We start from the raw sequence: 12,872 nt of genomic DNA, 5'->3' as shown, positions 1-12,872 counted from the left end.
GGCTCAGCCCCAGGGGTCGCCCTCGGCGGTCATGTTCTCGGCGGCGCGCCGGTCGGCCTCCTCCTGGGCGAGCCGTTCCTGCTGCTCCCGGGTGCGCTCGATGTCGTCGCCGTACGCGTCGGCGGCCTCGTCGTGGGCGAGGGCGGCCCGCTGGGCGGACTCCTGCCCGGCGGACTCGTGCTGCGGCCGGTGGAACAACCTGTCGAAGATGCCCATGGCTCCTCCTCCGGGGGGAACGACGGAATGCCGGGCTGTCCCCCACTCTCACACCGGGCACGGACGGGCGCACCTTGAGCCTTTGGTCCCTGGTGAACGCGTCCAAGGGCCGTAGCCGGGAGCCACCGGACGGGCGGAGGGTGGTGGCCGTCGGCGACATCCACGCCACCCCCTGGAGCCCGCAGTGACCGTCGTACACCCCGGAAGCCCCGCCCGGCGCACCGCCGAGGACCAGCACGACGGACCGCGCCGGCGGGTCGGCCCGCTGGCCGCCCTGGACGGCCGGCTGCCCGGCGCCCACGACCTGCTGCTGATGCAGTGCCCCAGCTCGCTGCGGCCCCTCGCGGGCGGCGAACTGCCGGACTGGGCACGGGCCGTGCTGCGGGCGCACCCCTGGGTGACGGTCGGCCGGGCGCCCGCCGTGGTCGGCAACCCGGTGGACCTGCCGCACCCCCAGCGCTGCACCCGGGACCCGGAGGCCGCGCCCGAGTTGTGGTTCCCGGTGACCGTGCGCGGCCCGCGCCCGGGCCAGCGGCTGGACGCCCTGGCCCCCTGGGCGGCGGTGGCCCGGACCCTGCGGCCCGAACAGCTCCCCGACCGGCGCGGGCATCTGGCCCCCGAACGGCTCGCCGGCATCCCGGCCCTGGCCCTGCTGCCCGAGGTCGGCCGGCTGGTCGCGGACCACCGGCTGCCCTGGGGCCCGATCGGCGCGGTCGGCTACGAGCTGGGCAGCGGCGTGCCGGTGGCCGGGCCGATGAGCCCGCTGCGGCTGGTGCTGCGCGCGCCGCAGCCGATCAGCCGGCGGGACGCCCTGCAGCTGCGGCGGGCCCTGACCAAGCTGCCGGTGCCCGTGCAGGCCGAACTGGAGACCCGGCACGGCTCGGTGCAGCTCGCCGAGTACGCCTCCGGCGCGCTCGGCCTCACCCTGCTGACCCCGGACGGGCCCCGCGAGGTCCACGACCCGTGGTTCCCCCGGGGCCCGTTCGCCTGACGGGCCCGGACCGCCCCCGAGAAAAGTCCTCGAAAGAATCCCGGGCCCGATGTCAATCCCGCCGGGTCCGCTCCGACGTCCCGGTGTGCGGCACCCCGCCGCACGATCACAGGACAGGAGCTCCAGTCATGGACCAACTACTCAGAGTGATGAACTTCAACGTCTCCGCTGACGGCGTCGCGGCCGGCGAGCACCAGAGCTTCGAGCTGCCGTTCGGCCTCGACCGCCCCGAGCGGCTCTTCTCCTGGGCCGGGGCCACCGCGAGCTGGCCGATGCGCACCGACCCCGGCGGCAGCCGGGGCCTGGACGACTACTTCACCCGGGACTTCGACCGCAACATCGGCGCCGAGATCATGGGCCGCAACAAGTTCGGGCCCCAGCGCGGCCCGTGGCAGGACCACGAGTGGCTTGGCTGGTGGGGTGCCGAGCCGCCGTTCCGTACGCCGGTGTTCGTCATGACCCACCACACCCGGCCGTCGTTCACGCTCTCCGACACCACCTTCCACTTCGTCGACGGCGATCCGGCCACCGTCCTCAAGCAGGCCCGGGAGGCCGCCGACGGCAAGGACGTCCGCCTCGGCGGCGGGGTCACCACCATCCGCCAGTTCCTCGACGCCGACCTCGTGGACACCCTGCACGTCGCGGTCTCCCCGCTGGAACTCGGCACCGGGCTGAAGCTCTGGGACTCCCCCGACGAGCTGCTCGACCGGTTCCACCTGGAGGTCGTCCCCAGCCCGAGCGGCGTGGCGCACCACCTGTTCTGGCGGCGGTGACACGGGGGCCCCACTTCTCGGCGGAGGAGTGGGGCCCCGTTCGGCGCGGTGGGAACGACGGTCAGCCGGTGATGCTCGCCGCACCCGTCTCCAGGTGGCCGGTGAAGCGCTGGGACCAGGTGCTGTCCGCATCCACCGTCACGGTGAAGTCGTACCAGCCGTTGCTGTACGCCACGGCGTTGAAGAAGTCGCTCACGCTGCCGCCGGCCGGGACCTGGTACGTCCAGGGGCCGTCCGTCCGGTAGTTGTTGGACGCGATCGTGAACGTGATCGGGGTGCTGCCGGAGTTGGCGAGCTTGAAGTAGAGCGCGAGCTTGCCGGTGCCCGGTTCGACGGCGTACGAGGCGGTGACAGCAGCGTTCTTGCCCGCCTTCGTCGCGTCGCCCTTGAAGCGGCGCAGGAAGCGGTTGGGGCCGACCACCGTGAGGTCGTACGGGCCGCCGCCGAAGTTGGTGCCGCAGTTGAAGAAGTCGCTGGTGCTGCCGCCCGGGTCCACCGTGTACTGCCAGGGACCGCCGCCGCGGTAGGCGTTGGCGTAGGCCGCGAAGTGGGCGGACTTGGTGGCGGTGGCGCCCCCGTTGTCCATCGCGATCCAGACCTTCATCACCCCGCCGGAGCCGAACTCCAGGTGGTCCAGGTTGGCGTTCGGCTGGTACGGCAGGGCGCGCGCGGGGCGGGTGCCGGACTCCTGCACCGGGAGCTGGTTGTTCACCGGGGCCGGGTTGGGCAGCGGGCCGCAGGCGGACAGGCCGATGGTCTGCGAGGTGTCGGGCAGCGCGGGCAGGCCGTAGACCGGGTTGGCGAAGTCGAACACGCTGGTGAGGTCGCCGCAGACGCGGCGGCGCCAGTCGCTGATGTTCGGGCAGGTGGCGGGCTTGCCGAGGGCGGCGGTCCAGGTCTCCAGGAAGCGCAGCACCGAGGTGTGGTCGAAGGTCTCGGAGTTGACCCAGCCGCCGCGGGTCCAGGGCGAGACGGCGATGAGCGGGACGCGGAAGCCGAGGCCGATGTTGGTGCCGTTGTAGAACTCGCCCGGGGTGCCGGCCGGGGCGGCGGGCGGCGGGACGTGGTCGAAGAAGCCGTCGTTCTCGTCGTAGTTGATGAACAGGACGGACGAGTCGAAGACGTTCGGGTCCGCGTTGAGCGCGTCGATCACCATGTGGACGAAGTGCGCGCCGTCCACCGGGGTGGCGTACGGGTGCTCGGAGGAGGCCTGGTCGGGGACGATCCAGCTCACCTGCGGCAGCGTCCCGGCCAGCACGTCGGCCTTGATGGCGGCGGCGATGTCGTCCGGGGTCCGCCCGGTGACCTTGGGCACCGAGCCCATGCCCTTGACGGCCAGCGGGCTGCCGGCCTGGGCGCCCGTGAAGTTCGTGAAGTACGCCAGGGCGTTGTCGCCGTAGTTGTCGGCGGCGTTCTGGTAGACCTTCCAGCTGACGCCGGCGCTCTCCAGCGCCTCGGCGTAGGTCTGCCAGCGCAGGCCCTTCTCGTCGCCGCCGTCGTAGGCCGGGCCGCCCGCGGTGCCGGCCGGGTCGATCTGGCCGGACCAGTGGTAGGTGCGGTTGGGGCCGGTCGCGCTGAGCACGGAGCAGTGGTAGGCGTCGCAGATGGTCCAGTTCTCGGCCAGGGCGTAGTGGAACGGGATGTCCTGGCGGGTGAGGAAGCCGAGCGTGCGGACGTTGCCCTTGGCGGCGACCCAGGAGTCCATCTTGCCGCCGTTCCAGGCCTTGTGCTGGTCACCCCATCCGTGGCTGAGGTCCCCGTTGCACTGGGCGAGGCGCTCCGGGTCCGCTCCGCCGGCCGGCTTGGTCTGACTGAACTGCCACGGGTACTGGCGGGCGAGCAGGCCGTTCGGCTGGTTGAAGACGCTGTAGCCGCCGGAGATCTGGATGGCGCTGCGGTCGGCGAAGCCGCGCACGCCGCGCAGCGTGCCGAAGTAGTGGTCGAAGCTGCGGTTCTCCTGCATCAGGATCACCACGTGCCGGGCGTCGGTGATGGTGCCGGTCGCGCTGAGCGCGGCGGTGGAAGCGGGAGCCGCGCCACTTCCCTGGGCGGCCCCCGCGGGCCCCGCCGCTCCGGTGCCGGCCACGGCGAGGCCTGCCGCGGCGGCGCCGGACAGCGTGACGAACTTCCTACGACTCAACTCGGCCATCAGACCGGTCCGTCCCTTCGCTGGCGATGTTGTGTGCACAAGTCGGGGCCATCGATCGCGGAGAAGTCTCCACCTCGGCCCGACCGGCCCACCAGGTGCCGACGGCAGGTTTGGCGGACTGTTCGCCCGGGCGTCACCGAGCGACGCCCGGCTGAACGCGCGGAGGGGCTCAGGTGCTCAGCGGTCCTTGACCTCGATCCCCAGCGCGTGGGCGAACTGGGGGGCCAGCTCCATCAGTTGGAGCGAGCTGATGACCGCCCCGCGCAGCCCCTGGTGGCCGTCGACCAGGCCGAGCCGGACGGCGCCCCGCAGGTCCGTCCGGCTCAGCGTGGCGCCGCGCAGCCGGACCTCCTCCAGCGTGGAGCCGGGGAAGGACACCCCGGTCAGCTTCGCCTCGCCGAAGTCCACGTCGCGCAGCAGGCAGTCCTCGAAGACGACGTCCCGCAGGACGGCCGAGCGCAGGTTGACCGCCTCCAGCTTGCAGCCCCGGAACACCACCCGGCGCAGCGCCGAGCCGTACCCGGCGACCCCGGCGAGCACGCCGCCGACGAAGGAGCTGTCCTGCCACTCGGAGTCGCTCAGGTCGCAGGCGACCCAGCGGCCGGCCTGCACCCACACCTCGTTGAACCTTGCCTGGCGCAGCTTGACCCCGCTGAGCGCGACACCGGTGAAGGCGCACTCCAGGAAGGCCGCCCCGGCGCCCGACTCGTCGGTGTGCTCGCCGCCGTCGAAGTGCGCGGTGTCGTACCGCTCGTCGGCGCGCAGCGGCCCGGTGTGCGGGCGCAGCAGCTCGGCGTACGGGAGGTCGGCGAGCCGGTCGGGGGCGGAACGGGGCATGGCGATGGCTCCTGGCGGTCGGGGCGTACGGGTCTCGGCCGCATGCTCGCACGCGGCACCGACAACGCCGGGGAGCGACGAGGCCCCGGACCGGCCGCGCCGAGGCGGCCGGTCCGGGGTTCACCGTCCGGGGTTCACTGCCCGGGGTTCAGCGCCCGGGTCAGCCGCGCGCCCAGAGCGAGTTGACGCGGCTGCGCTCGGTGGTGTTCGGGTACGGGTTGGTGCAGGAGGTGCCGGGGCCGCCGCCCGACATCAGCTCGCTGCACGGGCCGGAGTAGTGGTCCGGCAGGCCGAGCACGTGGCCGGTCTCGTGCGCCACCACGCGCACCGAGCTGTACTGCTGGTTCTGCTGGTAGTCGAGGAAGACGTAGCCGCGCCCGTGGCCGTCGGTGCTGGCGTAGGAGCCGCGGCTGTCGTTGCCCTCGTAGTAGCGGAAGTCGGCGGCCGAACCGGACTGCAGCTTGACGTTGGCGACCGAGCCGTTCCAGATCTGCGCGGCCTGGGATATCTGGTTGCGGAAGGAGGGGGCGGAGCTGGCGTCGTAGGTGACGGTGACGCTCGCCAGGCCCGGGTTGGCGGCCTGCTTGGCCTTGGCCGAGGCCATCACGGCCTGGAAGAAGGCCTGGTTGTTCGCCGCCTCCGCGGCCGAACCCGCGTACGTCGTGGCGGTGTAGCCCTGCACGGCCGGGGCGGTCGGCGTCGCGGCCGCGGCGGCGGTGGTGGGCAGCACGGCGAGGCCGGCCGCGAGGGCGAGGCCGAGGGTGGCGGACAGCACGGATCGCTTCATGTGGGGGCTCCGATTCCTGAGGTGACGTGGCCGGTTGGGGGCCGGCCGGGGGGAACACCTGGTCAACGGGTGGTGTCCCCAGAGCTTCGGGCAACCCGGCGCGTGCGCGGATGATGCCAACCCGCGATAGCACCGTTCAATACCCCTGCTATGGAGTCGATTTGAGCTGTCTTTTCCTCGCCTTGACTCAATCGTGCCCCTGGCATTCCGTTCCGGCGGCGGCTAGGCTCCGGTCCGGGGAAGTACCCGGGGTGGCGGGCCGCTCGATTCCGGCCGAGCGGCCCGCCACCCCGAACCCGCTTGCCGCTCGCGTCAGTTCCGCGCCGCGAGACCGTTCGCCCAGAGGTAGTCGACCTGGCTGCGCTCGTTGCCGTCGGGGTACGGGTTGGTGCAGGACGGGCCGGGGCCGCCGCCCGACATCAGCTCGCTGCACGGGCCGGAGTAGTCGTCGGGCAGGCCGAGCACGTGGCCGGTCTCGTGCGCCACCACGCGGAGCGAGCTGTACTGCTGGTTCTGCTGGTAGTCGAGGAAGACGTAGCCGTGGCCGTGGCCGTCGGTGCTGGCGTAGGAGCCGCGGCTGTCGTTGCCCTCGTAGTACGAGAAGTCGCCGCTGCCGCTCGCCGCCTGGAGCTGGACGTTGGTCTCCGAGCTGTTCCAGATCTGCGCGGCCTGGGATATCTGGCTGGTGAAGGAGGGCGCGTTCGCGGTGTCGTAGGTGACGGTGACGGTCGCCAGGCCGGGGTTGGCGGCCTGCTTGGCCTTGGCCGAGGCCATCACGGCCTGGAAGAAGGCCTGGTTGTTCGCCGCCTCCGCGGCCGAACCGGCGTACGTCGAGGGGGTGTAGCCCTGGACGGCCGGGGCGGCGGGAGCGGCCGGCGCGGCGTTCGCGGCGGTGGCGGGCAGGACCGCCAGGCCGGCCGCGAGGGTCAGGCCCAGGGCTGCGGACAGCACGGATCGCTTCATGTGGGGACTCCGGTTTCGCGGTGCGCCGGCTCGCCGGGGCCCGATGGGGGCCGGGCCCGGCCGGGGCGCACGGTGGGGGCCGCCCCGGGCGGTGGCCGAGGGGCGGGTTGCTGCCCCCGAGCTTCGACCCGGGCGGGGCCGTCGCGGATGATGCCAACCGGCGATAGCACCACCGCATAGCGGCCCGGTGCCGTCGTGCGGCGCACCGGTCGATCCGTCGGCCGTTCAGCCGGTCGGTCCGTCGGCCGGCCCTTCGGCATGCCTTGAATGCCTGTCATGTCCTTGGCGAAGGGGTGCGACGGCGTCTATGCTCCCGACGTGGAGCTCGACGTGAGACACCTCCGGGTGCTGTGCGCGATCGCCGACAGCGGCAGCCTCCGCAAGGCCGCGCTCCAGCTCGGCATGACCCAGCCCTCCCTCACCACCCAGCTGCACCGCATCGAACGGGCCATCGGCGGCACCCTGTTCACCCGCGAGCAGACCGGCAGCCGGCCCACCGCGCTCGGCCACTCGGTGCTCTCCCGGGCCCGGCCGGTGATCACCGAGATGGCCGCCCTGGTGGCCGCCGCCCGCCAGGAGGCACGGGACTCGGCCGGACCCGGCCGGCAGCGGCGGCTGCGGATCGGCAGCGTCGGCAGCCGGGCGGTCGCGGCCTGGCTGCGCCGGGTGCACGAGCGGCTGCCGGACACCGACACCACCATCCACGTGGACATCTCGGCCAGCGCGCTGCTGCGGATGGTCGCCGCCGACCAGCTGGACGTGGCCTTCGTGCACGAGTGCGAGGGCTTCCCGCTGCGGGTCCCGCCGGACGCCGAGCACCGGGTGCTGATGGCCCGGGAGCCGCAGTTCGTCGCGCTCGCCGCCGGGCACCCGGCCGCCGCCCGCGACGTCGTCCACCTGGCCGACCTCGCCGAGGACACCTGGATGGTCGACCCGACCGCCGACCACGAGTACGCGGCGATGCGCCGGGTGTTCACCGAGGCCGGGCTCAACCCCCGGGTGGTGCAGGTGCGGGACAACGCCACCGCCGCCGAGCTGGTCGCCTCCGGCGAGGCCGTCCGCCCCTGCCAGCCCACCTCGCTGCCCGGTCCCGGCACGGTGGTCCGCCCGGTGCACGGGGATCCGCTGGCCGTCCGGCTGCTGTTCACCTGGCGTCCGCGCGTGCTCAGCCCGCCCGCGCTGGACGCGCTGTACGGCGAACTGCGGGCCGCCTACCTGGATCTGGCCAAGGTCAACCCGGCCTACCTGGACTGGCTGGCGCGGCACGAGCCGGTGCTGCTGGGCCGGGTCGGCTGACGGGCAGGGCGGGCAGGGCGGTTCGAACTGGGCGGTTCGGACTGGGCGTGCCCCGTGGATCGGTACGCCCCGCGGATCAGTACGCCCGGCGGGCGCCCGCCCGCCTGCTCTCCCGGCCGTGGACCAGCACGCCCACCGCCACCATCAGCGCGCAGACCAGGCCCGCCGCGAACACCCCGGAGCCGCCGAGCGCGGTGCAGGCCAGCACCAGCGCGGCCCCCGCCGGCGCCACGGCCTGGGCCGCCGCGCCCCGCTTGGTGTGCCGGGAGTGCAGGAACCAGACCGTGACCAGGTAGAGCGCGGTGGGCACGGTGACCGTCGCGGTGGCGGCGGTCTCGGAGATGTGCGCCTGGTGCACCGCCGACTCCACCGCCACCTCCAGCCCGGTGCCGATCGCCGCCGCCGAGGCGAACACCAGGTAGTGCCCGTACCCCCAGACCAGCGCCTGCCGGTTGGAGCGCAGGTGCTCGTGGACGGGCCGGGCGAAGTAGATCCACCAGGCCGCGAAGCAGATCAGCAGCCCCCCGACCGCCACCGGCACCAGCCGGCCCAGCTCCTCGTGCTCGTCCACCGCCGACTGCACCGCGACGGTCGCCGCCGCCACCGTCTCGCCGAGCACGATCAGGGTGAACAGCCCGTACCGTTCGGCGATGTGGTGCGGGTGCCAGGAGGTCCGCGCCCGCAGTTCGGCGACCACCGGTACGGCCAGCTCGCACAGCACCCCGACCGGGATGACGTACAGCCGGACGTCCTGCGGCAGGAACAGCACCACCACCCAGCCGGCCTGGCAGAGCGTGATCCCCGCCGCGTAGCCCAGCGCGACCCGGCGCGCCGGGCCCTGCTCGCCGGCGGCCGCGCGCAGCCACTGGGTGACCATCGCCAGGCGCATCACCAGGTAGCCGACGATCCCCAGCGTCAGGTCCTGGGTGGCGAAGATCCGCGGCACGCCGGCGGCGAGGATCAGCACCCCGGCGATCTGCACCAGCGTGGTGATCCGGTACGGCACGTCGTCGACGTCGTACGCGGAGGCGAACCAGGTGAAGTTCATCCAGGCCCACCAGATCGCGAAGAAGGCCAGCACGTAGCCGCGCAGGCCGTCGCCGTAGTGCCCGGCCGCCAGCGAGCCGGCCAGTTCGCGCCCGGCCTGGCCGACCGCGACCACGAAGCAGAGGTCGAAGAAGAGCTCCAGCGGGGTGGCGACCCGGTGCGGCTCGTTCCGGTCGCGCGGGACCATCCGGCGCACCGGCGGCGGATCGACGGGGTGGCTGGGGCGTGCCGTCGCGGCGGGGTCACTGGCCATCGGAGCTGCTCCGGGGAGTCGGGAGGAGGGCGGGGGGACCGTCCCGCGCATCCTGGCAGCGGCCCCGGCCCGGCGCACGCACCGGCGCGACGGCTGTGCACGCGGGCGCAACAGCTGTGCACGCTCCGGCGCGGCCCGGAATGTCCGCGCGCCCCCGGGTACGATGGCCCCGTATGTCCCCTTTTTTCCTTGCCGTCAGCCGTAGTTGACGCTCCGGTGCGCGAACCGGGTGACAGCGCGGCGGGTTTCCGGGCGCGCCCCGCGCGCTGCGTCGCGAGCGACCGGAGCGCCGCTAGATTCTTCCCCGGTTGGAAGAGCGCGGGCCCTGCCGGGCCCCACGACACGGGTGGCGTGCGGGCAACGCGGAAGGTCAAGGCGGGTGGCGGGATTGCGGGGGCGGCGGAGCCGATCCCCCCGCGTCCGCGCCACCGGCCTCGTGATCACCGCGCTGCTCGCCAGCGCCTGCCGTGCGGCCCGCCCCGCCCCGGCGGCGGCTACTTCTCCCAGCCGAGCCTGCTGTAGTCCTCCTGGGCGAGACCGAAGGCGCCGTAGTTGGCCAGCCCCTTGCGGGTCGCCACCACGGCGGGCCGCTGGTAGAGCTCGACGGTGTGGCCGAGCTCCCAGATCCTCGCGTCCGCCTGGTTGTAGAGCTTCGCGGCCTCCGCCGGGTCGACCGTCCCGGCCGCCTTCTTCAGCAGCGCGTCGATCTCCGGGGTGCCCAGCCGGGAGGGGTTGCTGAAGGTGTTGTCGCCCACCGGCAGGCGGAAGTTGGCCAGGCTCTTGGAGTTCGGGAACGAGTCGGTGTTGCGCCAGCTCGCGATGTCGAACTTGCCCGGGGTGACGTACTTGGCGAAGTAGTCGTTGGCCGCCACCTTGTCCAGGTCGACCTTGACCCCGGCCGCCTGCCACATCGCCGCCGCCGCGGTGGCGAGGTCGAGCTGGGCCTGCGCGGTGCCGTCGCTGAGCACCCAATGCAGCTCCAGCGGCTTGCCGTCCTTGGTGCGCGGCTGGCCGCCGCCGGACTCCTTCCAGCCGGCCTGGTCGAGCAGCTTCTTGGCCGCGGCCAGGTCGAAGGTCGCCCACTCACCGGAGTTGTCCTGGTAGCCGGTCTGGTTGGGCATGATGATGTGGTTGCCGAGCGGCTTGAACTCCACCGGCACCCCGTTGTTGGCGATCTTGATCAGCGCCGAGCGGTCGAGCGCCTTGCCGAGTGCCTGGCGGACCGTCCGGTCCGCCAGCGCGCCGGTGCCGCCGAAGGAGATGTGCACCTCGTCCCACGGGCTGGCGGCCCGGATCACGGTGTCCTTGGCGTTCTTGAGCTGCCCGTACGCGGCGGCGGTGCCGGCCGAGGCGAAGTCGATCTCGTTGTTGAGGTACGCCTGGATGCTCGCGGCCTTGTCCATCACCCGGAAGGTGATCTTGTCCAGCTTGGCCCGGGTGCCCCACCAGGCCGGGTCCGGCACCAGGCTGATGGTCTGCGCGGTCTTGTCCGCCACACCGATCTTCAGCGCGCCCGCGGTGATCGGGACCTTCTCCACCCAGCCCTTGTTGAAGTCGTCCGGGGTGGCGATGCCGGCCGCCGGGATCAGCGGGCGGAACAGGTTCTGCCAGTCCGCGTACGGCTCCGAGAAGGTGACCTTGACCTCGCTCGGGTCGGCGCCCTGCTCGACCGCGGAGATCAGCTCGTAGCCGGACGGGTCGTAGATGTTGTACGCCGGGTCCTTGCCGTTGCCCGCCTGCCAGTCGGCCTTGAAGTCCAGGTAGCTCAGCTGCTTGCCGTCCGACCAGGTGGCCTTGGGGTTCAGCTTGTACGTGACCACCTGCGGCGAGGTCGAGGTGACCTCGGCCCCCACCAGGTAGTCCGGGTCCGCCCGGAAGGCGCCGGAGGCGTCGGTGCGGAAGAGCGAGGGCTCCAGGGCGCGGATGAGGTTCACCGTGTCGGTGTAGGAGCCGCCGTCCACCTGGAGCGGGTTCCACTGGGTGATCCACTGGTCCAGCTGGAAGCGCACCTCCCCGCCGTCCTTGATCTGGTCCGGCGCCTTGGGGTTGACGTCCTCGGAGTCCTGTCTCGGCGGCTCGCTCTTGGCCACCTTGTCGGCGGAGCCGGCCCCGCCCGAGGTGCACGCGGTGACCGCGAGCGCGACGGCGACGGCGAGCGCGGCGGCCCGGCCGAGGCGGCGGGCCGTGGTGGAAGCGTCCATGAGGGTCCCCCTGGGATCGATGACGGGAGTTGGGGCGCGAGAGGTGTGACGGGGCTTGAGCGTGGGCAGCCAATTCGGCACCGGGCGAGCAGAAGGTAACAGCGGATCAGATCCGCCACCAGGGGGAGGAGGGCACACCTGATCGAAAAGTCACACGCGGCAACACGGGCGCAACACTGCCTCAGCGCCCGGGTGCTTCACTCTGACCTGCGTTTTCCCAACTGCCGGACGAACCACGCCATCTGACGATCCGACGAACCAGAACGAACCCCGACGAACCCTGCCACCCGACGCCCCCACCGGGCCCGGACCGGAGGCCACCACCCGATGCCCACCAGACGCGTCGGCCCCACCCGCACCGCGACGGGCGGCCGTTGATGCTCCGCTTCCTGGCGAAACGGCTGAGCTACTACGCGGTGCTGCTGATCGCCGCCGTCTTCCTGGCGTACGCGATCTCCGCGACCGCCCTGCAGCCGCGCACCTACTTCGAGGCCAAGGTCCCCCGGCCGTCCGTCGAATCGGTCGAGCGCCAGCTCACCGCGCTCAACCTGAACGACCGCACCCCGGTGGTCGAGCGCTTCGGCCACTGGGCCGGCGGGCTGCTGGAGGGCGACCTCGGCCGGACCATCCACGACACCCCGGTCACCGACGACTTCGGCCGCCGGGTCTGGGTCTCGCTGCGGCTGCTGCTGCTCGGCAGCCTGCTGGGCATGGTCCTCGGCGTCGCCGCCGGGGCGTGGAGCGCGGTGCGCCAGTACCGGATCTCCGACCGGCTGCTCACCGTGCTGTCCTTCGTGCTGCTCTCCACCCCGGTCTTCCTGGTCGCGCTGTTCCTCAAGAACGGCGCCATCGCCGCCAAGGACGCGGCCGGACACGAGGTGGTCCCGTTCACCGGCTACGAGACCCCCGGGCTCGCCGGCGGCCTCGGCGCCCACCTCGCCGACTGGGCGCTGCACCTGCTGCTGCCCACCATCTCGCTGGCCCTCGGCGGCCTCGCCACCTACAGCCGCTACCAGCGCGGCACCATGCTCGACGTGCTCGGCTCCGACTACCTGCGCACCGCCGAGGCCAAGGGCCTGACCCGCGGCCGGGCACTGCTCAAGCACGGGCTGCGGACCGCGGTGATCCCGATGTCGACCATGTTCGCCTACAGCTTCCTGGGCATCTTCACCGGCGCGATCTTCACCGAGACGATCTTCGGCTGGCACGGCATGGGCGAGTGGCTGATCAAGTCGATCAACGAACAGGACGTCAACTCGGTGGTGGCGATCAACCTGTTCACCGCCGTCGTCGTGCTCGTCTCCGGCCTCCTCGCCGACACCCTGCACGCCGCCCTCGACCCGCGCGTGCGGTCCTGAC

The 12,872-nt window shown here is 72.7% G+C and carries 11 protein-coding genes; 4 read left to right on the top strand and 7 right to left on the bottom strand.

The features are described from left to right. Positions 1-3: 3 nt before the first annotated feature. The gene (locus ACFVU7_RS26850; RefSeq protein WP_380741404.1) at positions 4-216 is read right to left on the bottom strand and encodes a hypothetical protein; all 213 of its coding nucleotides are present in this window, start codon (positions 214-216) and stop codon (positions 4-6) included. Positions 217-400: 184 nt separating this feature from the next. Between ACFVU7_RS26850 and ACFVU7_RS26845 the strand changes: the two genes are divergently transcribed. Beyond that, positions 401-1,207, top strand: a complete 807-nt coding sequence (locus ACFVU7_RS26845; RefSeq protein WP_117487882.1) for a phosphoribosyl-dephospho-CoA transferase MdcG domain-containing protein — start codon at positions 401-403, stop codon at positions 1,205-1,207. Between the two features lie 128 nt (positions 1,208-1,335). Further along, entirely contained in the window at positions 1,336-1,980 is a 645-nt protein-coding gene (locus ACFVU7_RS26840) for a dihydrofolate reductase family protein (RefSeq protein WP_388047504.1), read from the top strand. A 61-nt stretch (positions 1,981-2,041) separates the two neighbouring features. Here ACFVU7_RS26840 and ACFVU7_RS26835 read toward each other — a convergent pair whose 3' ends face one another. The 4 genes from ACFVU7_RS26835 to snpA (ACFVU7_RS26820) all read right to left on the bottom strand — a co-directional run bounded on the left by ACFVU7_RS26835 (position 2,042) and on the right by snpA (ACFVU7_RS26820) (position 6,716). Continuing rightward, the gene (locus ACFVU7_RS26835) at positions 2,042-4,129 is read right to left on the bottom strand and encodes a phosphocholine-specific phospholipase C (RefSeq protein ID WP_388047502.1); all 2,088 of its coding nucleotides are present in this window, start codon (positions 4,127-4,129) and stop codon (positions 2,042-2,044) included. Between the two features lie 177 nt (positions 4,130-4,306). Beyond that, positions 4,307-4,966 carry a pentapeptide repeat-containing protein gene (locus tag ACFVU7_RS26830; RefSeq protein ID WP_049652227.1) on the bottom strand — a complete coding sequence of 220 codons (660 nt, stop codon included), beginning with the start codon at positions 4,964-4,966 and terminating at the stop codon, positions 4,307-4,309. A 160-nt stretch (positions 4,967-5,126) separates the two neighbouring features. Continuing rightward, complete coding sequence (gene snpA / locus ACFVU7_RS26825) at positions 5,127-5,753, bottom strand: snapalysin (RefSeq protein WP_049652228.1); 627 nt, start codon at positions 5,751-5,753, stop codon at positions 5,127-5,129. Between the two features lie 312 nt (positions 5,754-6,065). Next, positions 6,066-6,716: a snapalysin gene (gene snpA / locus ACFVU7_RS26820; RefSeq protein WP_117487888.1), complete on the bottom strand. Its 651-nt coding sequence runs from the start codon at positions 6,714-6,716 to the stop codon at positions 6,066-6,068. Positions 6,717-6,992: 276 nt separating this feature from the next. On the opposite strand from snpA (ACFVU7_RS26820), the gene ACFVU7_RS26815 reads away from it, so the two are divergent. After that, the gene (locus ACFVU7_RS26815) at positions 6,993-8,012 is read left to right on the top strand and encodes a LysR family transcriptional regulator (protein ID WP_074005102.1); all 1,020 of its coding nucleotides are present in this window, start codon (positions 6,993-6,995) and stop codon (positions 8,010-8,012) included. Between the two features lie 76 nt (positions 8,013-8,088). Here the strand turns inward: ACFVU7_RS26815 and ACFVU7_RS26810 are convergent, their stop codons facing one another. Together ACFVU7_RS26810 and ACFVU7_RS26805 are read right to left on the bottom strand one after the other, a co-directional pair. Then, positions 8,089-9,312 carry a low temperature requirement protein A gene (locus ACFVU7_RS26810; protein WP_388047500.1) on the bottom strand — a complete coding sequence of 408 codons (1,224 nt, stop codon included), beginning with the start codon at positions 9,310-9,312 and terminating at the stop codon, positions 8,089-8,091. A gap of 494 nt (positions 9,313-9,806) precedes the next feature. Further along, positions 9,807-11,513 (bottom strand): ABC transporter family substrate-binding protein, encoded by a 1,707-nt coding sequence (locus ACFVU7_RS26805; RefSeq protein WP_388047498.1) that lies wholly within the window; start codon positions 11,511-11,513, stop codon positions 9,807-9,809. Between the two features lie 377 nt (positions 11,514-11,890). Between ACFVU7_RS26805 and ACFVU7_RS26800 the strand changes: the two genes are divergently transcribed. Continuing rightward, positions 11,891-12,871: an ABC transporter permease gene (locus tag ACFVU7_RS26800; RefSeq protein WP_388047495.1), complete on the top strand. Its 981-nt coding sequence runs from the start codon at positions 11,891-11,893 to the stop codon at positions 12,869-12,871. Position 12,872: the final 1 nt, after the last annotated feature.

Origin of the sequence: Kitasatospora sp. NPDC058046 (assembly GCF_042885595.1) — a bacterium.
Taxonomy (GTDB): domain Bacteria; phylum Actinomycetota; class Actinomycetes; order Streptomycetales; family Streptomycetaceae; genus Kitasatospora.
Note: the sequence above shows the minus strand (reverse complement) of the source record. Positions and strands in the feature narration are given on the sequence as shown.